Here is a 23889-nt window from a genome sequence, read left to right as displayed (position 1 = left end):
TGAGGCCCCCGCGACGTCGGCGGCACCAGCGGTGGGTCGGTCACCGCAGGGTGGGCTGGATTGCCCCGTGACCGATGTCGCGGCGCCACCGCAGGGGCCGAAGGCGACCGGGAAGGTGCTGAGTGAACGGACCGGCCAGGCTCCGCAGGTGACCGGGGTGGTCTATCCACGACCCGACCACGAGGGCAACCCGTGGTCCCAGTGGGGTCAGGGCATCGTGCTGTCGGACGGTCGCTTCCTGTCGGCCATCGGGGATCACTTGGGGGTGGACGGGAACTCGTACCTGTATGTCTTCGACCCCGACACCCAGGAGCTGACCCGGTTCAGTGACGTCGCGTCACCGATCGGCCATCGAGCGGGCGAGTTCGGGTACGGCAAAGTCCATGCCCAGATGGTCCAGCCGAACTGTGACGAGGTGGTCGTGGCCACCTATTGGGGGACGCGGCGCGGGTTGACGTATGAGGGTGGGTACACGGGCGACCATCTGCTCTCGGTCAACACCCAGACCCTGGAGGTGACCGACCTCGGAGTGCCGGTCGCAAGCCGGGGCATCACGTCGCTCGGGGGGCACGGTGACCTCGTGTATGGCGAGGCCGTCGACCCCGAGGGCCGTCCCGGCGGAGACAAGGCGGACACGGGGACGTTCTTCGCGTACGACACCCGGACCCGCAACGTCACCTTCTCGGCCGATGACCCGCGGCACATTGGATTCCGGAGCATGGCGGTGGACGGGACCGGGCGGGCGTACCTCGCCATGAAGGACGGCGGACTCCTCCGCTATGAGCCGGGCAGTGGGTTGACCCCGCACGAGGACCGCCTTCCGGCCGGCTGGCTGCGCGCGAGCACGGCGCCGGCGGCGGACGGGACGGTGTACGCCGTCACCCGCGAGCCCGAGCGCTATGTCGCCATCCGCTCCGACGGGTCGATCGACGACCTCGGCGCGGCGAGCGGCTACATCGCGTCGGTGGCGCTGTCCGCCGACGAGACGGAGCTGTTCGTGGTGCCCGGTGCCCACGGCGACGCCTGGAAGCAGGGCACTCCCCTGCTGGCGGTGGACGTCGCCACGGGCCGGGAGCGTGAGGTCGTCAAACTCGCGCCGGTTGTCGAGAAGGGTTTGGGGTTGACGCCTGGCGGGTCGTACAACGTCGCGGTCGACGGGTCTTCGGGGCGGGTCTTCGTCGGGCTGAATGCTGGCACGACCAGCAATGAGCCATGGGGCGAAGTCGTGCTCGTCACGGTGGAGCCATGAGGGCGGGGCGAGGTGGCTTTGGTCACGGCGGAGCCCGAAGGGCCCGCCGAGATCGCGCTCGTCGTGGTGGAGCCGTGCAGGCCCGGTGGCCTCGGCTCGGTGTCGCAGCGGGCGTTCTCTCGCTCCTGGTGGTGTCAGCATGCGGCGCACCGCAGCCGGAGGGTCGCGCCGATTCACCAGCGCGCCCTTCCGAAACTCAGGCGGCGGGCGCTGCTGCCCAGGGTGGTTATGAGGTGTGCTGGACGGCTGAAGCTGGCGGCAGTGGAGCCATCGGGTTTCAGGACCGGACCCGTGACCTCGGTTTGAATGAACCGTTGGCGGGCATGATGGCGCACGCCGTCGCCGCCGGCGACGTCAACAACGACGGCTGGGCCGACCTGTTCGTGGGGACGTTCGCGGATCGGCCGGCGGCTGAGTACGCGGTTCGTGGCGCGTCCGGTCCCAGCCCGGACCGGCTGCTGCTGGGGTCCGCGGAGGGTTTCACGGTGGATGAGTCGTTCCCGGAGATGCGGGGACGGACCTCGGGCGCGGTGTTCGCCGACTTGGACGGCGACGGCGACCTGGACTTGGTGCTCGCACGGAATCCGCGTGGTGGTGAGCGACAGAGCGCCCCCTCGGTCGTGCTGCGGAACGATGACGGCCGTTTCACAGAGGCGTTTGTGCTGGATGAAGCGCGCGGGTTCCGGTCGATCGGGGTGGCGGACGTCGACGGCGATGGGCTGCTTGACCTGTTCGTCGTCGAGGACAAGTGGACCGGCGGGTCATCGGTGCTGTATCGCAACGAGGGCGACCTGCGGTTCGCCGACGCGACGGCGAAGTTCGGCCTGCCGGCCGATGTCCACGGGCTGGGCGTGTCGACGACCGACCTGAACGGAGACGGGTTCCCGGACCTGTTCGTGGCCGGGTCGAACCGGCTGTTCCTGCACCAGGGCGCGGGTGGTGGTTTCCGCGAGGATACCGGAAGCGACTTCGCGTGGGAGACCTATGGCAAGGAGGACGACCCGGCTGGGGTCGTGGCCCGCGACCTCGACGGTGATGGGCGGCCGGAGTTGGTTGTCGGGCAGCACTTCAACAGCACCCTCGACGACGGGCGTCGTGTGCCGATCCGGGTGTACGCGAATCGTGGGGAGGGCGATGGCGTCCGATTTGTCGACGTCACCGAGAGCGCGGGGTTGGTGGGCCTGCCGACCAAGTCGCCGCATATCGAGGTCGCGGACCTGGACGCGGACGGACGGCCGGACCTCGTCACGACCGCTGCGGGATCCGGGACGGGTCCGGTGGTCTTCCGCAACGTGACCGACGCTCCCGGGCACCTGCGGTTCGAGGCGTCCGCGGCGCCGGGTGGCGATCAGTACTGGGTCACCGGCGCCGTCTTGGACGCGGATCGCGACGGCGCGCTCGATGTGCTGCTGGCTGAGTGGTTTCCCGACAAGCCGAGCCTGCTGCTGGCTGCGACGGGGGCTCGGGGGCATTGGCTGACCGTGGAAGTGGGCGCTGCCGGAACGACCGGGGTGGGCGCGGAGGTGTCCGTCTATGAGGCGGGGCACGCAGGGGATCCTGCGCACCTGCTGGGGCGTACGGAGATCAGCGCGCAGTCGGGCTATGGCGCAGGCGCCGAGCCCGTGGCGCGGTTCGGCCTGGGTGAGGCATCAACGGTGGATGTCGAGATCCGGCGGCCGCGTACCGAAACTGTCGAGACACTGCGTGGTGTGGAAGCGGATCGCTGGATCAGAGTGGGGGCTGCGTGCGCGTGACACAGGCGGGAGAGCTGGCTTTGCCCAGCTCGGCCGTAACGCCCTTACTGGATCCCTCTGCCCGGGAAACCTAGCCCCCAGCTCAGGAGTCGGTCCTTCTACACCGGTCGGCATCAGGCCAGCGATACTTGACGCAGCTCAGGGAACCGGGACTCCCATAGGGCGCGACATCGTTGGGGCAGCGCCAAGTCGGGCCACACCTCGATCAACCGGGAAGCGTTGAGCATTTCCTCTTGAATGACGCGGGTGCCTTCCCGGACCAAGTTTCGGTACGCCTTATGGAGTCCACTCCGTGTGTCCAGATCGGCGGTGGGGTCCGGACCCCAGTGCACGGTGCGCGGTAAGATCAGCACCCCAGTGGCGGGCCCTCGCAGAGATTCCAGCGAACGCGGCGTCTCGTATGGAAACACGTCCTGGAACAGAAGGTGCGCCTCCATGGGGTCCGCTCCTCCCTCAGGTTGGGGCAAAGCTGGCGCGCTCGGAGGGATTCGAACCCCCAACCTTCTGATCCGTAGTCAGATGCTCTATCCGTTAAGCTACGAGCGCTGGGCGGACCGCTTTCACGGACCGAGGAGAAACGTTAGCGCACCAGAGCCGGGACGACAAATCGCCGCTGGTCGCCGCACCAGCTCGGCTGGGCGTTCCGCTCCTGCGCAGGTTGCCCCCGCTTGCCGAACCAACTTGGTCAGCCATGGCGGATACGCTGTTGCCATGGAGTCGCGCATCGATGAGTTCGTCGCCCTGCTGACTCTGCTCAGACTGAGGGCCCATGACGCTAGCTGGAACGAGATCGCCGCCGACGTCCTCGCGGCAGGCAGCGCTACGGCACTTCTTGACGATCTGAACGATGAAGCTCTCTTCGTGACGCCCCGCCTTGCGCCAGAACTGGAAGACGCCACTGTCGACGTCCGCCGATGGACCAAAGCTGGCCTTCAATGGATTACGGTCCTAGATGCCGCCTATCCGTCGCGCCTCCTCGGCATTCGCGAGCTTCCTCCGTTCCTGTTCTATGAGGGCACTCTCCAAGAACCCGACGACGGCTTCTCCGTGGTGGGGACCCGGTCACCGTCTGACTGGGGGCTGAGAGTGGCCGAGGAGACGGCACGCCTGCTGGTGGCGCAAGGCGTGACGGTCATCGCCGGGCTGGCTGCTGGCATTGACACCGCGGCGCATCGGATCGCCCTCGACGAAGGCGGCAGAACCGTGGCCTTCCTCGGCACCGGCGTTACCCGCACCTACCCCGCAGCCAACCATTCCTTGCAGCGCGAGATCGCACAGAAGGGGCTAGTGCTGTCGCAGTTCTATCCAGATGCCCAGCCAACCCGAAAGTCGTTCCCGATGCGTAATGCGACGATGTCGGGATATGGGCTCGCTACGGTCGTCGTCGAAGCGGGAGAGCACTCCGGCACAAGGATCCAGGCACGAGTTGCAGGCGAGCACGGCAGACCAGTCATCCTGACAGACCGCGTGGTGGAAAACACCTCGTGGGGCGCCGCACTCGCAGGACGCCCGAACGTGTATGTGGCCGGATCCATCGAAGAATTGGCCGAAGCCGTGGCTGACGTGCGCCAAGCACCAGGACGCCTAAGGACCGCACTCGACGAACTGGTCTCTGGGTGAGCCGCAGGTTTCCAGACGCCGTCTCGAACGTCGGCAACCACCTCGCGAGAGTCGCAGGCAGTTACCTCCATTCGGTCACGACCGACGATTGGGCGTCGTGCAAGGTGTGCGCGCTCCCGATCAACCCCGCGTACCTTCCCCCGCATGTCGTCGTCATCGACGATTCCTGGGTCTCGGGGGCGAGTGCGCAATCGGTCGCTGTGGCGCTGAAGCAGGCTGGTGTCGAACAGGTCTCGATTCTCAGTGTCGCTCGCGTCCTATCGCCACATTGGGCACCCAACCTGCCCTTCCTCAGGAGCGCGCTTCCGCAACTTCCGTACGACTGGACCATTTGCCCGTGGACGCTTGGGGACTGCCCGTGGGAGAGGCTCCAGAACACCCGTTAGACCCACCGGCCGGGAAGGCCAGTCACGACTGCTCCATCTGGCACGTCCTTCGTCACCACCGTCCCTGCGCCGAGGACGACCCGCTGTCCGACGGTCAGATTCTGCAAAACGATCGCGCCGGCGCCGACCAGGGTCTCGTCGCCGATGACGACCTCCCCGGAGATGATCGCGCCGGGGTTCACGGAGACGTACGCGCCCAGCGCCGCATCGTGACCGATGGTCGCGTTCGGATTGATGTGGACGTGAGCGCCGAGGCGTACGTTCGTCGAAATCGTCGCGCCGGCGCAGACGACGACCCCGTCCCCCAGTTGGCAGCGGGCGCCGAAGGTCGCGCTCGGGTGGACTGTCGTGAACGATTCGAGTCCAACGGCGTCGAGCCGGGCGACCAGGCGCCGCCGGACGCCGGGGCTGCCGATCCCGAGGACATAGCACGTGTCCCGGTCGGCGCGGGCGAGCCAGGCGTCGAGGGTGCCGAGGTACGCGACACCGCGGTCGGCGAGCCGCGCCAAGTTGAGGTCGCTGGGCCCATCGTCGACCACCCCGATGATCGTCAGGTCGTCTCCGCCGCCCTGCATCGCCTCCAGCACATCGAGCGCCTCCCGCCCGAAACCCGAGGCGCCGATCACGACCACCCGCTCCGTCATGCGCGCCCCGCCTCCAGCGATCAACCGTCAGTTCCTGTGCGTCATTCACGACCTTGGCAGAGCGACGGGGGCACCGCCAAGCCACCCGCGCGAGAGGGCGCAGAGTGAGGAACCTCACAAATTCCGCCATTTCCGTTCCGCGGGTCGGGACGAGACTCGTCAGGTATGGTCTATGGCACTCGACTGGACATCCCTACCTTGCAGGAGTATTTGGACGTGACTGCCACCGTTGGCCAGAAGGCACCCACCACCCATGCCGATCTTGTGGCGTGGGTGGAAGAGGTAGCGGCGCTTACGAAGCCTGACGCGATCCGTTGGTGTGACGGATCGGATGCCGAGTGGAAGGAACTCACCGACCATCTCGTCGACCGTGGCGTCGCCATCCGCCTCAACGACGAGGCGAAGCCCAACTCCTTCTATTTCCGCTCGGACCCCTCCGACGTCGCGCGCGTCGAGGACCAGACCTTCATCTGCTCCGAGACCGAGGCGGGCGCCGGCCCGACCAACAACTGGGCGGCTCCCGCGGAGATGAAGCAGACCATGTCGGAGCTCTATGACGGCTCCATGAAGGGCCGCACCATGTTCGTCGTGCCGTTCTGCATGGGCCCGATCGACGCGGACGACCCGAAGTTCGGCGTGGAGCTCACCGACTCCGAATATGTCGTGATCTCCATGAAGATCATGACCCGCATGGGCACCCAGGCGCTCGAGGCCATGGGCGACGACAAGCCGTTCGTGAAGTGCATCCATTCCGTCGGCCAGCCGATCGCCGAGGGCGAAGAGGATGTCGCGTGGCCGTGCAACACGACCAAATACATCTCGCACTTCCCCGAGACCCGCGAGATCTGGTCGTTCGGCTCCGGCTATGGCGGCAACGCCCTGCTCGGCAAGAAGTGCTATGCGCTCCGCATCGCGTCGGCCATGGCGCACGACGAGGGCTGGCTCGCCGAGCACATGCTCATCCTGGAGCTGACGTCGCCGGAGGGGAAGAAGTACGTCGTTTGCGCCGCCTTCCCGTCCGCCTGCGGCAAGACCAACCTCGCGATGCTCGAGCCCACCATCCCGGGCTGGACCGTCAAGACCCTCGGCGACGACATCGCCTGGATGCGCTGGGGCGAGGACGGCCGTCTCTATGCGGTCAACCCCGAGAACGGGTTCTTCGGCGTCGCACCGGGCACGGGCTATCACACCAACCCGAACGCCATGCGGACCGTCGAGGCCGGCAACTCGATCTTCACCAACGTCGCGCTCACTCCTTATGGCGACGTCTGGTGGGAGGAGATGACCGACTTCGAGCCGGAACAGCTCACCGACTGGCACGGCAACCCCTGGACCCCCGAGTCCGAGGTCAAGGCCGCGCATCCGAACAGCCGGTTCACCACCCCGATCTCGCAGTGCCCGATCCTGTCGGAGGATTTCAACAACCCGAAGGGCGTCCCGGTCGACGCGATCCTGTTCGGTGGCCGCCGCGCGAGCACGATTCCGCTGGTTGCCCAGTCCCGCGACTGGAACCACGGCACCTTCATGGGTGCCACCTGCTCGTCGGAGACCACCGCCGCCGCCACCGGCGCGGTCGGTGTCGTTCGGCGTGATCCGATGGCGATGCTGCCGTTCATCGGCTACAACGCCAACGACTATCTGCAGCACTGGATCAACATCGGCGAGAAGGGCGGCGACAAGCTGCCGAAGATCTTCTTCGTCAACTGGTTCCGCAAGTCGGCCGAGGGCAAGTTCCTGTGGCCGGGCTTCGGCGAGAACAGCCGCGTGCTCGAGTGGGTCGTCCGCCGCCTGGAGGGCGACGCCGAGGCCATCGACACCCCCGTCGGCGCGATCCCGGCCGAGGGTTCGCTGAACGTCGAGGGTCTCAACCTCGATCCGGCCAAGCTCGAGGCCGCGACCCGGTTCGACGCCGAGGAGTGGAAGAAGGAGATCCCGCTGATCGAGGAGTGGTTCGACAAGCTCGGAAACGTTCCTGCCGAGGTCAAGGCGGAACTCGAGAAGCTCAAGGCGAGCCTCGCCTGATCTCACCCCTGACTGCGTTGGCCGGGACCCGAGCTACTTGGGTCCCGGCCAACGCAGTTATTGATGCCACGTAGCTGTAGGCGTCCACGGGCGGTTCCGAACGCCGCTCTCTGTGCCACGACCCCTATGCTTTCCGGTTAGCCTGACACTCTGGAAGCTAAGCCGTTGATTGGAGCAAGTTCCCCAATGCCTCAGGTCCTTGCTCCTGCTCGCTGGCACTACTTAGACGCTCTTCGAGCGTCGCTGATGCTGCTTGGTGTCCCCTACCACGCAGGGCTCTTCTTCCGCGGCGAGTCGTCGGGTCTTGACGCAGTCGTCTCGTTCTCGACTCACTTCCGGATGCCTGCCTTCTTCTTCATCGCGGGAGTCTTCGCCGTCCTGCTCTTGGAGCGGCGCGGTGTCACCACTTGGTGGTCAGGAAGAGTCCGCCGGCTCGGTATCCCACTGATCTTCGCGGTCGCCGTGCTGAGCCCGATACAGACCTTGATCTTGAAGGACGGGGACTGGAAGGCGTTAAGCATAAAGACTTACCACGCCTGGTTCCTGCTGTACCTGCTGATATATTGCGCCATCCTTGCGCTGGCGTGGCGGGTCGCCCGAGTCAGATCGTTGGCCAAAACGGCCGGCGCGTGGGCCACTCGCGGGCCAGGACAGTATCTTGTGACTATCGCCGTACTGTCCGTGGGCACCGTAGTCATCTCAACGGCTTGGTTTGTTCTTCGAATCGACGAGAGGTCGGGCGGCTTGCTAGGGCTCGGGCTTCCGTCACAGTTTGCGGAGTTCCTCATCGGGGTGCTGGTTGCCGCCGCTCCGGGAACACTTGACCGCCTGTCGACATGGGCCCGATTGCCCGTGGCAGTCATCGCCATAATCGGATCTTGCATTCTCCTGACAGATGCGACGTCGATAGTTCTTCCGGGTGTTGTGGCAGGCGCAGCCAACTTCGCCATTGCCGGCGTCACGGGCATGGCATGGGCGGCCATCCTTTTGCTCCTGTTCCGAGCCGGCTTCGATAGGGCTAGCATCACCGTCCGTTGGGTTGTGGATGCCTCACTGACCGTTTACCTAGTCCATAACGTTCTCATCTACGCCTTTGGACCTGTCGTCGCATCGTGGGACCTGCACGCGGTGGCAAGCAGTGTCGCCCTCACTCTGCTGGCGCTCCTTGGTTCGCTTATCGCCTATGAACTTGCCAATTCCTTCCGACTGGGACGCCTCTTGACGACCGGTCACACCAAGCGCGGCGCCAGTGCATCTGCGCTGCTGACCCGAAAGCCAAGCACCGCCCCGGACGAACAGCCGGAACGCCACCAAGCCTGACCTGCACCGCATGCTCGCCGGACCCGCCACAACTCGAGTGGACCGCCGGGTCAACTTCGATCCAGCAACGACAACGGGCGCCGTGCGTGCTGCACAGCGCCCGTTTCGTGCGCGGAGGCGGCGGGATTTGAACCCGCGATGGGGTTGAAGCCCCAAACCCGCTTAGCAGGCGGGCGCCATAGACCGTACTAGGCGACGCCTCCTCAACGAGGGTTCATCCTAGTGGACCCGGGCGGATGCGGCCAATCGAATCCAAGGCGGTCGTCGTTGGTCACTGGCCGGCCGCGGCGTACCGTGCCTCGATCGCTTCCTTCACCGGCCGCCACCACGCCTCGTTGGCCCGGTACCAGTCGATCGTGCGCGCGAGCCCCTCCTCGAACGAGCGGTACCGCGGTTGCCACCCCAACTCATCCCGGAGCCGGGACCAGTCGATCGCATACCGCCTGTCGTGGCCCGCACGGTCGGTGACGTGGTCGAACGCATCCCTCGGGTGCCCCATCAACTCCAGGATGAGTTCGATGACAGACCTGTTGTCGAGCTCGCCATCGGCGCCGATGAGGTACGTTTCACCGATCTGACCGTCCTGGATGATCCGCAGCACCGCAGCGTTGTGATCATCGACATGGATCCAGTCGCGCACGTTGAGGCCGTCGCCATAGAGCTTGGGCCGCCGCCCATCCAGCAGGTTGGTGACCTGGCGGGGAATGAACTTCTCGATGTGCTGCCGCGGCCCGTAGTTGTTCGAACAGTTGCTGAGCGTCGCCCGGATGCCGAACGATCTCACCCACGCCCGGACGAGCAGGTCGGACCCGGCCTTGGTGGCCGAGTACGGGCTCGACGGGTTGTACGGCGTTGTCTCGGTGAACCGCTCCGGATCGTCGAGTTCGAGGTCGCCATAGACCTCATCGGTCGAAATGTGATGGAACCGGGTTTCGTGCCGACGCACCGACTCCAACAGGTTGAACGTCCCAACCAGATTCGTGTCGACGAACGGCCGCGGATCGCGCAGCGAGTTGTCGTTGTGCGACTCGGCCGCGAAATGCACCACCACATCCGCCCCGGACACGAGCTCATCGACCAGGTCCCCATCCGCGATCGAGCCGTGCACGAACTCGAGGCGGTCAGCCGGCAGGCCGGCCAAGGTGCGCCTGTCGCCGGCGTACGTCAGCGCGTCCAGCACGGTCACCCGGTCGTCCGTGTCGGACAACACCGAATGCACAAAGTTGGAGCCGATAAAGCCGGCCCCTCCGGTGACGAGAAGATGCGCCACAGCTATCGACCTTCCTCAGTAAATGGCCAGCGAACTGCTTCAGTTGTCAGGACTCAGCGATCCGGAGGCCCGCCGGCGGTGGGGGCGGAACGAAGCCGGCCGCGCTGATCTTGCCCAGGTCCAGGGTGGAATGATCAGGCCGAGGCGCCATGTCGCGACCGAGGAAATACTCAGCCGTGGTGACAGGCTTGACGGCACCGTCGGCACGGCCGCACTCGCGGAACACCGCCTTCGCGACCTCGGCCCAGGTCATTTGCGGACCGGAGTTCGTCAGGTTGTACGTTCCGAATGTGGCACCGCTCGCGAGGAGGTGGGCAATACCCTCGGCGAGAGTGTCGGTGAAGGTCAGCCGTCCGTGCTGGTCATCGACGACAGAGGGCTCGATTCCCCGTTCCGCAAGACTGGCCATCGTGGTGATGAAGTTCTTCCCGTCTCCGATCACCCAGGACGTCCGGACGATGTAGTGCCGGTCCCAGGTGGCGACGAGCTCGTCCCCTGCGGCTTTGGTGACACCGTAGAAGCTGAGCGGGCTGAGCGGCTCCTCTTCGGTGTGCACCTCCTGTGTTCCGTCGAAGACGTAGTCCGACGACACGTGCACCAGCGTCGCCCGGTGCTCGCGGGCGATCCCCACGAGCTTGCGTACGCCGGTGACGTTCACCGCCCACGCCGCAGCACGCTCTGCCTCGGCGGCGTCCACGGCCGTGTAGGCCGCCGCGTTGATGATCGTGCCGACGCCCGACCAGTCAAAGTCCTGCGGCGCGGTCAGGTCCAGCTCTCGCCGCGAGAAGACCTCTGCGCTGGGGATCGTTCGTGCCAGCGCCCGGCCGAGTTGCCCCTCCCCACCCAGGATCACCGTCCGCCGCGGAGCGAATGGCGTCACGTCCGCCAACGCCGGGTGACCTAGATCCGCGGCTGACCGCGTGGATCGCTCCAGCGGGATGGGCCACGTGATGCCGACCGCGGGGTCGGCCGCGTTGAGGAATGTGTAGGAATCGCGCGCGGACTCACTCCAATGCTCGTTGACCAAATAGCTGTAGGTCGTCCCGGGCTCGAGGGTCTGGTACGCATTTCCCACGCCCCGCGGGACGAACACGGCCTTCTCCGGACCCAACTCGAGGGTCACCACGTGCCCGAACGAGTCGCCTTCCCGCAGATCGACCCACGCCCCGAAGATGCGGCCTGAGACAACCGACACCAGCTTGTCCCACGGCTCAGCGTGCACGCCGCGCGTGACTCCGACCTCGGCGTTGAACGCGACATTTTGCTGCACCGGGTGAAAATCGGGCAGACCGAGGCTCGTCATCTTCGCTCGTTGCCAGTTCTCCTTGAACCATCCCCGCTCATCCCCGTGCAGGGGCAGATCAATCAGGAAAAGGCCAGGGATTGCGGTCTGAGCCACGGTCAGCGCACTACTCATGCGACCGACTCTACGGGTACTGCACTGAGTTCCCGCACCACCGGTGACCGGTGGCCACAGGCCAGCAGACTTGGCAGAATCGGCCCCGTGCGCGGAATCATCTTGGCAGGCGGCTCGGGAACGCGGCTGCACCCTTTGACCCTAGGCGTCAGCAAACAACTGCTGCCGGTTTATGACAAGCCGATGATCTATTACCCACTCTCCACGCTGATTCATGCGGGCATTCGCCAGATCTTGGTGATCACCACCCCGCACGAGCAGGCGCTCTTCCAACGCCTGCTGGGGGATGGGTCCGACTTCGGCGTCCAACTCGCGTATGCCGCGCAGCCCGAACCCAATGGTCTGGCGCAGGCGTTCGTCATCGGGCGGGAGTTCGTGGGGGACGAGACCGTTGCCCTCATCCTCGGCGACAACCTCTTCCACGGCTACGGGCTTGGCCGCCAACTGCGGGGTCTGGCCACCATCGACGGAGCAGCCGTCTTCGCCTATTTGGTAGCTGACCCGACGGCGTACGGCGTCGTCGAGTTCGACGACAACCACCGGGCCATCTCGATCGAGGAGAAGCCCGCCGCGCCGAAATCGCAGTACGCCGTGCCGGGCCTGTACTTCTATGACAACGACGTCCTCGACATCGCCGCTGCCCTGAAGCCCTCGGCACGGGGCGAGTATGAGATCACGGACGTCAATCGGGCGTACTTGGCACGCGACCAACTCCAGGTGTCCGTTCTGCCCCGCGGCACGGCTTGGCTCGACACCGGGACCTTCGCGTCCCTGCACGACGCCGGGAGCTTCGTGCACGCCCTGCAGGGGCGCCAAGGACTGTTGGTCGGGTCCCCGGAAGAGGCGGCGTGGCGGCGCGGGTTCCTCACAGACGAGCAACTCCGAGCTCGCGGCGAGCAACTCGCCAAGTCGGGCTATGGGAAGTACCTCCTGCAGTTGCTCGATCGGCCGGGTGGCTGATCACAATCAAAGAACAACTATTTCGGAACCATCCGGCGTGGCGACTAGAATCTGCGCAGGCCACCCATGGCCGATCCGGCCATGCTCGAGGAGTTGTCCATGCGCGAGTCGAACTTTCCGTTCTTCGACGAAGACGAGGACGGGCCTGAGTCGACCGATCGCGCAGGCACGCGTACCGACACCGCACCCAAGCGTCTCCAGCGCCCGGAACCGAGTGAGCAGGCGAACTACGCGGCACCGCGTGGCTCGTCACGGTCCTCCCGCGGGCGCAAGCGCCGGAATCGGCGCGCGTTGTGGATCGCCGTCGCGGCCCTGCTGATTCCGGTGGTGTTGATCGCCGCAGTGATCGGCTACTACTTCAGCCGGGTGGACTCCGCACTGGGCGGCCTCGAGCAGGATTCGCTGCTGCCCGCTCCCTATGAGGGGCAGCCGGTCAAGACCTCCGAGGCCCTCAACGTCCTCCTCGTCGGGGCCGACAAGAACGACGACGGCAGCGACGGCCGCTCGGACGTGCTGATGGTCGCGCACGTCAGCGGCGACCGGGAGAACATTTATCTCGTCTCGTTCCCTCGCGACCTGTGGGTGGACGTGGCGGAGAACCAGTACGTCCCGCGCCGGGCCAAGGCGAAGATCAACGCCGCGTACTCCTGGGGACGCGCCCCCCTCGCCGTCCGCACGGTCGAGGAGCTGACCCAGACCAAGATCGACCACACCGCCGAGATCAACTTCGGTGGATTCGTGGAGATGACCGAACAGCTCGGCGGGGTGACGGTGGAGAACAAGCACGCGTCGACCGCACCGGGCGGCTACACGTTCCCGCAGGGCGAGATCACCGTCCAGGGCGAGGAAGCCCTCGCGTTCGTACGCCAGCGCTATGGCCTCCCGAACGGCGACCTCGACCGCGCCGAGCGCCAACGCGCGGTCCTCGTGGGGCTCATCAACAAGGCCACCTCGCCCGAGACCCTCGCCAACCCCGTGAAGTTCGGCGAGATGCTCGACCTGCTGTCACAGCAGGTCGTCGTCGACCAGACCCTGCCGTCGAGCGAGGTCAAGCGACTGGTCTATGGGCTGAAGATCCGCGAACGCAGCGCGGTCCACTCCCTGCAGGCGCCGATCACCGGCTTCGGCACCTCGAGCGACGGTCAGTCCATCGCCGTCGTCGACGAGCCACAGATGGCAGAGCTCGCGGAGGCGCTGCGGGATGATCGGATGGCTGAATACGTGGCGAAGTACCCGAGCTGATGTCCACCCCACGCGCAGCTTGGTCCAACGCCACCCGACGACCCAAACGGTCGGCCCACGGACGCATCGGTTTCCGCGGCGCTGCGGTGTGGACCATCCTCGGGACCTATCTGCCGGGCGCCGGGCTGGTGCGATCCGGTCTGCGCAAGCCGGGCTATGTGGCGCTGGCGACGTTCGGGATCCTGCTGGTCGGGCTGGTGTTCTGGCTGTTCATCGCGCCGAATTCGTTCATCGGCCTCGGCGTGAACTCGCTGCTGCTCAAAGTCCTGGTGGTGCTGATCCCGCTGATCGCGCTCGCCTGGGCCGGCTTGATCGTCGTGACCCACCTCCAGTTGCGTCCGCGCCCGCTCACCAAGGCCGAACGGGCCATCGGTTCGGTCCTCGTCGGTGCACTGGTCCTGACCATCACCACGCCGATGGCCGTGGCCGCACGCTATTCGTTCGACCAGTCCCGACTCCTCGACACGATCTTCAAAGACGGCTCCGACCTCAACTCGGGCACCGCGCCGCAGCTCGACCGTCGCAACCCGTGGAAGAACAAGCCGCGGGTCAACATCCTGCTGCTGGGTGGTGACGCCGGGGCCGACCGGTGGGGCACGCGGACCGACACGGTCATCCTCGCCAGCATCGACACCCGCACCGGCGACACCGTGCTGATCTCCCTGCCGCGGAACACGGCGCGGATGCCGTTCCCGGCGGATTCGCCGTTGCATGAGTACTATCCCAACGGCTTCACCAACGGCTGGGGTGAGAGCCTCGCGTTCATGCTCACGGAGATGTATCAGAGCGTCCCCGACAACGTCCCCCCGGACATCCTCGGCCCCACCGACAACCTCGGCGCCGACGTCCTGAAGCTTTCGGTCGGTGAGGCGACCGGGCTGAAGGTGGACTACTACATGCTCGTCGAGCTCGAGGGCTTCCACAAACTCATCGACGCGCTCGGCGGCATCACGGTCAACATCAACACGTGGGTCGCGATCGGTGGCGACACGAGCGCCGGGATCAAGCCGACGGCCGCGCTCCGTCCGGGTCCCAACCAGCACCTCAACGGGGCCGAAGCGCTCTGGTATGCCCGGGGCCGCTATGGCTCCGACGACTTCCAGCGGATGGACCGGCAGCGCTGCGTGATCGACGCCGTCATCAAGCAGGCGAATCCCGCCAACGTGCTGACGCGCTATGAAGCGATCGCCCGACAGGGCAAGGACATCGTGCTGACCGACATCCCGCAGGAGATCCTGCCGGCGGTCGTCGACCTCTCCCTGCGGGTCAAGGCCGGCACGACCACGAGCATCGTCCTGCGCAACGGCGAGGACGGCTTCGTCTCCAGTGACCCCGACTTCGATCGGATCCGCGCACGGGTTGCCGGTGCGATCGCTCCGCCGAAACCCGCATCGCCCGCGTCTCCCGCTGCGCCCGCCGAGACTGCTGCTCCGGCCGAGCCCGGGGGTCCTGCGGAACCTGCCCCTGCCGAGCCGGCCGGACCGGACGGGCCTGCCGATCCAGCGCCGCCGATGGCGCCGCTGCCGGCGGAGGATCTGTCGGACTCGTGTGCCTACAAGCCCGAGCTCGCCGAAGCCCAGCCTCCCGTGCCGCCGTGGGAGCAGTGAGTCGTTCGTCGTTTCCTGCCTTCGGGTCCGAGGTCAGTCGCGTGGGCGCTGCAACCGCTCGGTGAGATCAGCCACGAGGCGCCGCATCGCGGCGTCCTCGGTGCCCACCGGTGAAAGCACGTCCTGGATCGAATCGTCCTTGCGGTGCAGGCTCAGCCGCCGGCCGGATTCCGACGCGGTGACCTTGCGCGTATCCGCCCAGTTGCCGGTCCGCACGCCGCCCGGAGTCCGGAACACATAACCGGTCGGCGTCAGCTCCGCCTGCACCCGCATCTTGAGCATCGTCCAGACGGCCAGGCCGAGGAGTGCCAGTCCCGCGACCAGGATGATGACGCCCAACGTCGTGACGATCGCGGACCAGTTGTTGGCCGCCGAGAGCACGATGAGGATTGCACCCAGCACGCTGCCGACCGCGGCGATGCCGAGGGCCCGCACGGGTGGGGCTGCCCGCAGCACATGCACCGTCACATCGGTAGCGGGTGTTGCCTGTGCCGGATCGTGGGCGTCCGTCATGCATCCTCCTGTGGCTGCGCTGCGCGTCTCCGCCGGCGCGGAGCGAAAGGAGCGGCGAGAGTGGGATTCGAACCCACGGAACGGTCGCCCGCTCGGCCGCTTTCAAGGCGGCTGCACTAGTCCACTATGCGATCTCGCCAGTGTGGGGCTTGTGGCTTCGGCGGTCTTGCGTCGTGCCCGCAGGATCACGGCGCATCGTCAGCCCGGAGGCCCCTCACGCCTGAACATGCTAGCCGCATAGGCTCACAACATGAGCGATGACGTCCCGACGACCATGCGCGCCGTGCTCGCTTCCGGCGACGGCGGCCCGGAAGTGCTCTCCCTCGGCGAAGCGCCCACGCCCACCCCGCGGGCCGGTGAGGTGCTGGTCAAGGTAACCGCCGCCGGCCTCAACCGGGCCGACGTGATGCAGCGCAAGGGCTTCTATCCCCCGCCGCCGGGCGCCTCCGAGATCATCGGGCTCGAGGTGTCCGGGCATATCGCCGCGATCGGCGAGGGGGTCACGACCTGGCAGGTCGGAGAACCGTGCGTGGCGCTGTTGGCGGGCGGGGGTTATGCGGAGTACGCGGCGGTCGAGGCCGCCCAGGTCATCCCGCCACCTCCAGGGGTGGATCTGGTGACCGCGGCCGGCGTACTCGAAGTCGCCGCCACCGTCCACTCCAACGCCCGCGTCGCAAACCTGAACCAGGGGGAAACGTTCCTGGTCCACGGCGGGGCGGGTGGGATCGGGTCGTTCGCGATCCAGTACGCCACCGCCCTCGGCTGCACCGTCTGGACCACGGCAGGCAGCGCTGGGAAGCTCGACTTCTGTCGTGAGCTGGGCGCGGATCTCGCGGTCGACTATCACGACGACTGGGCGGCTGCATTCGGCGAGGCGGGCGGTGCTGATGTGGTCCTGGACAACCAGGGCGCCCGCTATCTCGCGGCTAACACGGGCGTCCTCAAGCCGGACGGCCGGCTCGTGGTGATCGGGCTGCAGGGTGGCCGCAAGGCGGAACTCGATCTGGGCGCACTGCTGCGCAAGCGCAACCACGTCATCGCGACCTCGCTGCGGTCACGGCCCGCGGACCAGAAGGCGGAGATCTGCGCAGCGGTCGTCGAGACGATTTGGCCGATGTATGCCGATGGCCGCATCAAGACCGCACCCACGAAGACGTTCGCGGCGGCGGAGGCGACGGACGCGCATGCGTACTTCGATTCCGGCGACCACCGCGGCAAGATCGTGCTGACCTTCTGATCCGAGGAGATTCCGATGCGCGTTGGTGTCTGTGTCCTGACCGATCTGCCCTGGGCGGAGGCCGCGCCCGTGTGGCGAGAGATCGAGCAACTCGGGTTCGATCACGCCTGGACCTATGACCACCTGATGTGGGGTCCGCTGCGTGACCATGCCTGGTATTCCACCGTCGTCACCCTCGCCGGCGCCGCCACGGTGACCTCGCAGATCCCGTTGGGCTATTGGGTCACGTCGCCGAACTTCCGGCATCCGACCGCGTTCGCGCGCGAGCTCGTCGGCCTGCAGGACCTGTCGGGCGGCCGGATTCTCTGCGGAGTCGGGTCGGGTGGCGAGCCCGACGCGCAGGTGCTGGGGGCGGAGTTGTCGCGCGGAGAACGTACGCGGAGACTGCGGGAGTTCCTGGACGTGCTCGGGCGCAGCCTGGCCGAGGATCACGTCGACCACGACGGGGAGTTCTATCGGGTCGTGGACTACCGCAATGTCGCCGGGGTCGAGGCAACGCCGCCGAAGATGATCGTCGCGGCGACCGGGCCGAAAGCGATTGCGCTGGCCGTCGAGCACGGTGCTTGGGCGACCACGGGGCTCGGCGGGGAGACCGTGGATGAGTGGTGGGCGAATCTCGCGAAGCTCTCCCGGATGGTCGACGACGCCGGCGGCGCGGGTATTGAGCGTTATCTCTATCTCGACTCCGCGCCGCGGTTTTCGTTGGACAGTGCGGAATTCTTCCTCGATCAGCTCGGGCGGGCCGAGGAGTTGGGGTTCACCGATGTCGTGACGACCTGGCCGCGGGGGTCGTGGCCGTATGAGGGCGATCCCGCGGTCGTCGCCGAGGTGGCCCCGCGGCTGGGGCTGGGCGGAAACTGACACGACGATTGTCGGTGGCGGCGAATAGCCTGCAAGGGTGTCAGCGTTCGCCGGTTATCGCGCGGTCTGGGCCGTCCCCACGGCCCGGACGATCCTCGTCCTGGGGTTGATCTGTCGCGCACCGCTGTTCGGGGCGATGGTGCTGCTCACCCTGCACGTGGTCGAGCGGCTGGACCCGCGCTATTCCGCGGCCGGCGTGATCAGCATGGCCGCGACGATCGCCGTCGGGGTCTCCGGGCCGTGGCGCGGCAGGTTGCTGGATCGGCACGGTTTGCGGCGTACTCTCCTGTCCTCCCTCATCATCGTCCCCACCTGCTGGCTCTTCGCGCCGTGGGGGTCGTATTGGCTGCTGCTCATCCTCGTCGTCGTGTCCGGGCTGTTCGCGATCCCCGTGTTCGCGCTCGTGCGGCAGGCGCTGCTCGGCGTCATCGAGCCTGCGCAACGGAAGCCGGCGCTGGCCTTGGACTCGGTCCTCGCGGAGATGGCCTTCATGACGGGGCCGGCTTTGGCGGTATGGGTAGCGCACTATTGGGGCACCGCCTGGACCCTCACGGTCTTTCAAATGCTCTGTGTCGCCGGTGGGGCGGCGTTGTTCATCGTCAATCCTCCGCTGCGGCATGCGGGCTCGGCGGCTGCGGACGAATCCGGGCCGGCGGTCGAGTCGGCGTCCGCTGGGCGGCGTACGTCGCGTTGGGTGACGCCCGGCGTGCTCGGCATTTTCGCGCTCACCATCGCCACCACGATCGCCCTGACCGCGACGGACCTTTCGGTCGTCGCCGGGCTGCGGTCGTTGGAGCAGGCCGGGTCCATCGGCTGGGTGCTGGCGATCTGGGGTCTCGGATCCGCGATCGGCGGGCTGCTGTTCGGCGCGATGCAGCGGCAGGTCCCGCCGTGGCTGGTCGTCGTGGCGCTGGGGTTCTTCACGATGCCGGTGCTGTTCGCACGGTCGGATCTGTCGATGGCCGGGCTGTTGTTCGTCGCCGGGCTGTTCTGCGCGCCGAGCTTCACCGCAACGACCGAGGCGTTGTCCCGGTTGGTGCCGGAGCGCTCGCGCGGGGAGGCATTCGGCTGGCACGGGTCGGCGTTGACTGCGGGGTCGGCGCTGGCTGCGCCGGCCGTGGGGATCGCGATCGACGGGTTCGGCTGGGGTGCCGGGTTCTTCGTCGGCGGTGCGATCACGCTCGTCGCTGCGGTGGTCGTCGGGGTGCTCGTCGGCGTACGCCGGCAGGCCCGGCCGACAACCTCCGAGCCGCTGGCGCGAACCGAGGGGTGACCGGGGGCTGACCCTGGGGACGGGGGGCTGAACGGGGGGGGGCTGAACCGGGGGGGCTGACCCGGGGGCTCAGAGGCGCAGGCTGGTGCCTTCGTTGGGGAGCGCGTACTTGAGGTCGTAGATCACAGAGCCGTCCGGGGAGCAGTACCGCTGGACCCCTGCCAGGCCCCCCTCGCGGAACTGGCGGTGGGCGACGGCGAGGATGACGGCGTCGTACGCCTGCTCGGCCGGCTCGGCGACGAGATCGATCCCGTAATAGTCCTTCGCCTCCGCCGCGTCCGCCCACGGGTCATGCACGTCGACCTCGATCCCGTAGTCCTCCAACTCCGCGATGATGTCCACCACCCTGGTGTTCCGCAGGTCCGGGGTGTTCTCCTTGAACGTCAACCCAAGCACGAGCACGCGGGCGCCGCGTACCCGAATCGCCTCCTGCGTCATCCGCTTCACCAACTGGGACACGACATAGGCACCCATCGAGTCGTTCAACCGCCGACCGGCCAGAATGATCTCCGGATGATGCCCGACCGCCTGGGCCTTGTGCGTCAGGTAGTAAGGATCCACCCCGATGCAGTGACCACCCACCAGACCGGGACGGAAATTCAGAAAGTTCCACTTCGTGCCCGCCGCCAGCAGCACATCCTCGGTATCGATCCCGAGCTTGTTGAACAACACCGCCAACTCGTTGATCAGCGCGATATTCACATCCCGCTGCGTGTTCTCGATCACCTTCGCCGCCTCGGCCACCCTGATCGTCGGCGCCTTGTGCGTGCCCGCCGTGATGATCCGCCGATAGAGCTCATCCACGAAATCCGCCGCCTCCGGCGTCGACCCCGAAGTCACCTTCACGATCGTCGAGACCCGGTGCTCCTTGTCCCCCGGGTTGATCCGCTCGGGGCTGTACCCGACAAAGAAATCCTCGTTGAGGGTGAGCCCGGAGACCTGTTCGAGGACGGGTACGCAATCCTCCTCCGTCGCCCCCGGATAAACCGTGGACTCATAAATCACCACATCACCGGGCTTCAGCGCTTCCGCGATCGCCCGGGACGCCGACAGCACCGGCCCCAGATCAGGGCGTTTGTTCTCGTCAATCGGCGTCGGCGTGGTCACGATGTAGACATTCGCCCACGACAGATCCGCCGGGTCATCACTGAACCGCAGACCCGTGGCCTCGGCCAACTCTTCGGCAGAGACCTCCAGGGTGTGGTCCTCACCACCACGGAGTTCTTCGACCCGCTCGCGCTTGATGTCATAGCCCAACACCTCAAGCTGCTTGCCGAACTCCACCGCCAACGGCAGACCGACATAACCCAGACCGACGACCGCGATCCTCACATCAGCACTGTTCATAACTCCCCCGAGTTGTTTGTGTTTCAGCTCGCCACTTTCACCGCGCCGGTGTGGCCTCGATGAGGCCGGTCGTAACCCGCCCGCGATCGGCTCGACCGCGGTTGGGACAACGAGATTGTCAGCCGGTGTTGTGGTCAATTGCGAAGACTACTTACCAGTTGTGGTCACTCTGGGGGTGTTTCACCGCGCGCCGGGGTGGCAGGCCACTGGCCGCGCATCAACCGCGTTGAGCTGTGTGCTGCCGAGCTACGGCCGGCGGTGTTTCACCGCTAACCCGGCGCCTCGAAATGCCGTTGAGTGATTCTGGTGGGGGTATACCCCCACTGAATTCACTCACCAAAGTTAGGACGGGGCGATCCGGGCCGGGACTGAGGAGGAATCTTCGAGCCCGGGCGCTTGGCGCCTGTGGATAACCGCTCCACGCGGGTGCACGGGTAGGCAAAGTGTGAGGTGTGGATCTCGAGCAGCTCGCCAGGCGGCAGTGCGGCGTGGTGTCCCGCGCGCAGGCGCTGGGCGCGGTGACGAAGGAGAGCCTCCGTTGGAAACTCGCCCATGGCGTATGGCAGAGGGTCCACCCGGGTGTCTATGCGCTGCACTCGCAGCCGCTGGACTGGCACGCCTGGGCGCATGCCGCCCTGCTGTGTTATGGGGAGAGGGCTGCGTTGTCGCTGGGGTCGGCGGCATACGTGCTGGGGATCGAGCCCAAAGCACCACCTCTGGTCCACGTCGATGTCCCGATCGAGATCCAACGGAAGAAGCGGCCGCTGGTCCGCGTACGTCGCCGGCGACGCCTGGAGACCGTGCTGCGGCGAGGGATGCGGGTGACGGCGCCGGCGTACACGGTCATCGATCTCGCCGACCTGGCCGACGCCAGCCGGGAGGATGCGATCGCGATCGCGGCCAGAGCGGTGCAGCGGCGCAAGGTGACGGTCGATCAACTGCGGATCGAACTCGGACAGCGCCACAAGCATCGGCACCGCAGGGCGCTCGAACTGACGTTGGGGATCGTCGCCGATGGTGCCGAGAGTGTGCTGGAGGTTGATTTCGTCCTGCGCGTGCTGCGCGCGCACGGGCTTCCCGAGATGCGCATGGCGGCGCCTGATTGGCTCGGCCGGTTCTCCATCCGCAGGGACTTTGTCGATGACACGCACCGTGTCGTGGTCGAGATCGACGGGCGGGTAGCCCACGAAGGGCGCCGCAGTGCGGACATGAGGCGGGACCGGTCAGCAGCGGCCGGAGGGCTGGTGACGTTGCGGGCGGAATGGGTGGATGTGTACTTCGAGGAATGCCAACTCGCCGCCGACATCTTCGCCACCCAGCGCAGCCGGGGTTATCGCGGAGACTTCGTCGCCTGCGGGCCGAAGTGCAGAGCCGCGGCGCATCTGCGCCGCTCGGCGTGAGGGCACGCCACCGCGCGCGACTCGGGGTCGATCCGTCCCAACTCTTGGTCGGCTGGGCGGGGAAGCCCTTAGAGGTACATCCCCGAACCGCCCGGCTTCCCGCCCGGCCCGCCCTGTTCCGGACCCGGCGGCTGCTGCTGGCCGCCGATCTGCACGCCCGGAGGCAGCGCGCGACGCATCTGCTCGAGCTGGGCGCGGGCAGCCATCTGCTGCGCGAACAGCGCGGTCTGAATGCCGTGGAACAGGCCCTCGAGCCAGCCCACGAGCTGCGCCTTGACGATGCGGAGTTCGGCATCACTCGGAGTAGCGCCTTCTGCGAACGGCTCGGTGATCCGCTCGAGTTCGTCGGCGAGTTTCGGATCGAGACCGGACTTGAGCTCCTCGATGGACGTCGCATAGACGTGCCCGAGGCGGGCGCGGGACGGATCGTCCAAGGGTGCGGACTTGATCTCGTCGAGGAGCTTCTGGGTCATGGTCGCGATGCGCATGACCTTGTCCGGCTCAGGGACCATGTCAGTGACCGAATCGGGGTTGTTGCCGTCACCATCGGGCGCGGACTCGACCGCCATGCCCTGCGGACTGACGACGTAGACCTGCCCATCCGAGGTCTGACCTGCCACCACGCGGGCGCGCTCGTCGTCGCTCTGCTTCTCTTCGGGGCGCTCTTCAGTCATGCGTTGCAGTCTATGGAGGGCTGGGTGGCGTCTAGGCTTGGGGTCATGGCAGAGGTACGCAAGGTCACCCCCGGGCGCGGTGGACTCATCGCTGCGGCGGTGGAGAAGGCGATGGGCGAATCAGTGCGCCCGATCACGCCCGGCGGATCGCCGGACCCGTCGAAGAAGGGGATTCCGGTGCCCAGTGCGGTGGAGACCCCGATCACGGCGAGCTCGTTCCTGCTCAATGATGCGTATGTGGTGTTCACCGATGCGCCGGAGGACAATTCTGGTGACGATCAGGCCGTTGCCGGTTCTGGCACCGCCGGTCCGGATGCAAATGCTGTCGGCGGCTCTCCTGAGGCGGCCGGTCCGGATGCAGACAGGCGTTGACGGCCCGGTTCCGCAGTCGCTGCTCTGGTGAGTGACTTTGGTGGGGGTATACCCCCACTAGATTCACTCGCCAGTTTGGACAGGCCCGAGCCCGTCCACCAAGTCCGCTCGCGAGGCACGCGCGGCAATAGAGCTGCGGGCGTCAGCAACTCCGGAGCTGCCAGAGAGATCTGGGGCGTGACCGCGGACCGTCAGAGGCAAGGGGTGGTGGGTACAGCCGCCGCACCAGGCGGGGACGAGCTTCTCAGGGAAGGTGTCCGTGTCCTTGTGCTCTGATCCACCCAGCGGGTCAGAACACAAGGACAGGGACATGCACATCGGCGGAGACCCCGGGCATGTGCGGCGGCAGCACGCCGATCGATGCCGCACCACCCCGACACCTGGGCAGCAGCCACCGGCCAGCGGCTGTCGACAGAAGCTCCCGGGCTGCCCCGCCTGAACCTGGTGAGTGGATTTAGTGGGGGTATACCCCCACCAGAATCACTCACCAGCGTCCGAAGCCAGCAGAGCTCTGGCGCGTACCCCGGAACTGATGACATCGCGCGCCCATTCCCGCCCTGACTTGGTCTTTTGACCCGTCCCTTGACCCACATGACCCCTCGTGCTGGGATCATGACAATAGTCATGGATGTGTGAGTATTCGTACTCACACACCCCTAGGGCCGAGCACCCAGCGCAAGTCGGGTAGCTCCGCCTATCTCGTAACAGCCTTCCGCATGGT

19 protein-coding genes and 3 tRNA genes are annotated in these 23889 nt (G+C 66.6%); 13 read left to right on the top strand and 9 right to left on the bottom strand.

The window, feature by feature from the left end; translation table 11 throughout:
- Positions 1 to 67 precede the first annotated feature (67 nt).
- Both ACQ260_RS14150 and ACQ260_RS14145 read left to right on the top strand, forming a co-directional pair.
- Positions 68 to 1249, top strand: a complete 1182-nt coding sequence (locus ACQ260_RS14150) for an SMP-30/gluconolactonase/LRE family protein (protein ID WP_432560103.1) — start codon at positions 68 to 70, stop codon at positions 1247 to 1249.
- 323 nt (positions 1250 to 1572) lie between these two features.
- Positions 1573 to 3003: a CRTAC1 family protein gene (locus ACQ260_RS14145; protein WP_432560102.1), complete on the top strand. Its 1431-nt coding sequence runs from the start codon at positions 1573 to 1575 to the stop codon at positions 3001 to 3003.
- A gap of 470 nt (positions 3004 to 3473) precedes the next feature.
- Here ACQ260_RS14145 and ACQ260_RS14140 read toward each other — a convergent pair.
- Positions 3474 to 3549, bottom strand: a tRNA-Arg gene (locus ACQ260_RS14140).
- A 165-nt stretch (positions 3550 to 3714) separates the two neighbouring features.
- On the opposite strand from ACQ260_RS14140, the gene ACQ260_RS14135 reads away from it, so the two are divergent.
- Positions 3715 to 4623 carry a DNA-processing protein DprA gene (locus ACQ260_RS14135; RefSeq protein WP_432560101.1) on the top strand — a complete coding sequence of 303 codons (909 nt, stop codon included), beginning with the start codon at positions 3715 to 3717 and terminating at the stop codon, positions 4621 to 4623.
- 382 nt (positions 4624 to 5005) lie between these two features.
- On the opposite strand, the gene ACQ260_RS14130 is transcribed toward ACQ260_RS14135, so the two are convergent.
- On the bottom strand, positions 5006 to 5653 hold the full coding sequence (locus ACQ260_RS14130; protein ID WP_432560100.1) for an acetyltransferase: 648 nt from the start codon (positions 5651 to 5653) through the stop codon (positions 5006 to 5008).
- A 216-nt stretch (positions 5654 to 5869) separates the two neighbouring features.
- Between ACQ260_RS14130 and ACQ260_RS14125 the strand changes: the two genes are divergently transcribed.
- Together ACQ260_RS14125 and ACQ260_RS14120 are read left to right on the top strand one after the other, a co-directional pair.
- A complete protein-coding gene (locus ACQ260_RS14125; RefSeq protein ID WP_432560099.1) occupies positions 5870 to 7675 on the top strand; it encodes a phosphoenolpyruvate carboxykinase (GTP) in 1806 nt (601 codons plus the stop codon).
- A gap of 186 nt (positions 7676 to 7861) precedes the next feature.
- Positions 7862 to 8995, top strand: a complete 1134-nt coding sequence (locus ACQ260_RS14120; RefSeq protein ID WP_432560098.1) for an acyltransferase family protein — start codon at positions 7862 to 7864, stop codon at positions 8993 to 8995.
- 112 nt (positions 8996 to 9107) lie between these two features.
- Here the strand turns inward: ACQ260_RS14120 and ACQ260_RS14115 are convergent.
- The 3 genes from ACQ260_RS14115 to ACQ260_RS14105 all read right to left on the bottom strand — a co-directional run bounded on the left by ACQ260_RS14115 (position 9108) and on the right by ACQ260_RS14105 (position 11682).
- Positions 9108 to 9198 (bottom strand) — tRNA-Ser (locus ACQ260_RS14115).
- A gap of 68 nt (positions 9199 to 9266) precedes the next feature.
- The gene (rfbB, locus tag ACQ260_RS14110; RefSeq protein WP_432560097.1) at positions 9267 to 10265 is read right to left on the bottom strand and encodes a dTDP-glucose 4,6-dehydratase; all 999 of its coding nucleotides are present in this window, start codon (positions 10263 to 10265) and stop codon (positions 9267 to 9269) included.
- 46 nt (positions 10266 to 10311) lie between these two features.
- Positions 10312 to 11682 carry a sugar nucleotide-binding protein gene (locus ACQ260_RS14105; protein WP_432560096.1) on the bottom strand — a complete coding sequence of 457 codons (1371 nt, stop codon included), beginning with the start codon at positions 11680 to 11682 and terminating at the stop codon, positions 10312 to 10314.
- 87 nt (positions 11683 to 11769) lie between these two features.
- Here ACQ260_RS14105 and rfbA point away from each other — a divergent pair, with 87 nt between their 5' ends.
- The 3 genes from rfbA to ACQ260_RS14090 all read left to right on the top strand — a co-directional run bounded on the left by rfbA (position 11770) and on the right by ACQ260_RS14090 (position 15491).
- The gene (gene rfbA / locus ACQ260_RS14100; protein ID WP_432560095.1) at positions 11770 to 12642 is read left to right on the top strand and encodes a glucose-1-phosphate thymidylyltransferase RfbA; all 873 of its coding nucleotides are present in this window, start codon (positions 11770 to 11772) and stop codon (positions 12640 to 12642) included.
- 66 nt (positions 12643 to 12708) lie between these two features.
- Positions 12709 to 13884: an LCP family protein gene (locus tag ACQ260_RS14095; RefSeq protein WP_432560094.1), complete on the top strand. Its 1176-nt coding sequence runs from the start codon at positions 12709 to 12711 to the stop codon at positions 13882 to 13884.
- Positions 13884 to 15491, top strand: coding sequence for an LCP family glycopolymer transferase (locus tag ACQ260_RS14090; RefSeq protein WP_432560093.1), 1608 nt, complete (start codon positions 13884 to 13886; stop codon positions 15489 to 15491). The genes ACQ260_RS14095 and ACQ260_RS14090 overlap by 1 nt, the downstream gene beginning before the upstream one ends.
- A gap of 33 nt (positions 15492 to 15524) precedes the next feature.
- Here ACQ260_RS14090 and ACQ260_RS14085 read toward each other — a convergent pair whose 3' ends face one another.
- The gene (locus ACQ260_RS14085) at positions 15525 to 16004 is read right to left on the bottom strand and encodes a hypothetical protein (protein ID WP_432560092.1); all 480 of its coding nucleotides are present in this window, start codon (positions 16002 to 16004) and stop codon (positions 15525 to 15527) included.
- A gap of 52 nt (positions 16005 to 16056) precedes the next feature.
- Positions 16057 to 16143, bottom strand: a tRNA-Ser gene (locus ACQ260_RS14080).
- Positions 16144 to 16254: 111 nt separating this feature from the next.
- Here ACQ260_RS14080 and ACQ260_RS14075 point away from each other — a divergent pair.
- From ACQ260_RS14075 to ACQ260_RS14065, 3 genes are read left to right on the top strand one after another with little or no spacing between them, the layout of a single operon-like run.
- Positions 16255 to 17241 carry an NAD(P)H-quinone oxidoreductase gene (locus tag ACQ260_RS14075; RefSeq protein WP_432560091.1) on the top strand — a complete coding sequence of 329 codons (987 nt, stop codon included), beginning with the start codon at positions 16255 to 16257 and terminating at the stop codon, positions 17239 to 17241.
- A gap of 15 nt (positions 17242 to 17256) precedes the next feature.
- Positions 17257 to 18102 carry an LLM class flavin-dependent oxidoreductase gene (locus ACQ260_RS14070; protein WP_432560090.1) on the top strand — a complete coding sequence of 282 codons (846 nt, stop codon included), beginning with the start codon at positions 17257 to 17259 and terminating at the stop codon, positions 18100 to 18102.
- A 37-nt stretch (positions 18103 to 18139) separates the two neighbouring features.
- On the top strand, positions 18140 to 19375 hold the full coding sequence (locus ACQ260_RS14065; RefSeq protein WP_432560089.1) for an MFS transporter: 1236 nt from the start codon (positions 18140 to 18142) through the stop codon (positions 19373 to 19375).
- 69 nt (positions 19376 to 19444) lie between these two features.
- Here ACQ260_RS14065 and ACQ260_RS14060 read toward each other — a convergent pair whose 3' ends face one another.
- Complete coding sequence (locus ACQ260_RS14060) at positions 19445 to 20707, bottom strand: nucleotide sugar dehydrogenase (protein WP_432560088.1); 1263 nt, start codon at positions 20705 to 20707, stop codon at positions 19445 to 19447.
- Positions 20708 to 21174: 467 nt separating this feature from the next.
- Between ACQ260_RS14060 and ACQ260_RS14055 the strand changes: the two genes are divergently transcribed.
- A complete protein-coding gene (locus tag ACQ260_RS14055) occupies positions 21175 to 22122 on the top strand; it encodes a DUF559 domain-containing protein (RefSeq protein ID WP_432560087.1) in 948 nt (315 codons plus the stop codon).
- A gap of 68 nt (positions 22123 to 22190) precedes the next feature.
- Here the strand turns inward: ACQ260_RS14055 and ACQ260_RS14050 are convergent, their stop codons facing one another.
- The gene (locus ACQ260_RS14050; protein ID WP_432560086.1) at positions 22191 to 22796 is read right to left on the bottom strand and encodes a bacterial proteasome activator family protein; all 606 of its coding nucleotides are present in this window, start codon (positions 22794 to 22796) and stop codon (positions 22191 to 22193) included.
- Positions 22797 to 22841: 45 nt separating this feature from the next.
- On the opposite strand from ACQ260_RS14050, the gene ACQ260_RS14045 reads away from it, so the two are divergent.
- Positions 22842 to 23168 (top strand): hypothetical protein, encoded by a 327-nt coding sequence (locus ACQ260_RS14045; RefSeq protein ID WP_432560085.1) that lies wholly within the window; start codon positions 22842 to 22844, stop codon positions 23166 to 23168.
- Positions 23169 to 23889 lie beyond the last annotated feature (721 nt).

The sequence above is a fragment of the Ammonicoccus luteus genome (genome assembly GCF_050880385.1).
In the GTDB taxonomy this organism is placed as follows: Bacteria; Actinomycetota; Actinomycetes; order Propionibacteriales; family Propionibacteriaceae; genus Enemella.
Note: the sequence above shows the minus strand (reverse complement) of the source record. Positions and strands in the feature narration are given on the sequence as shown.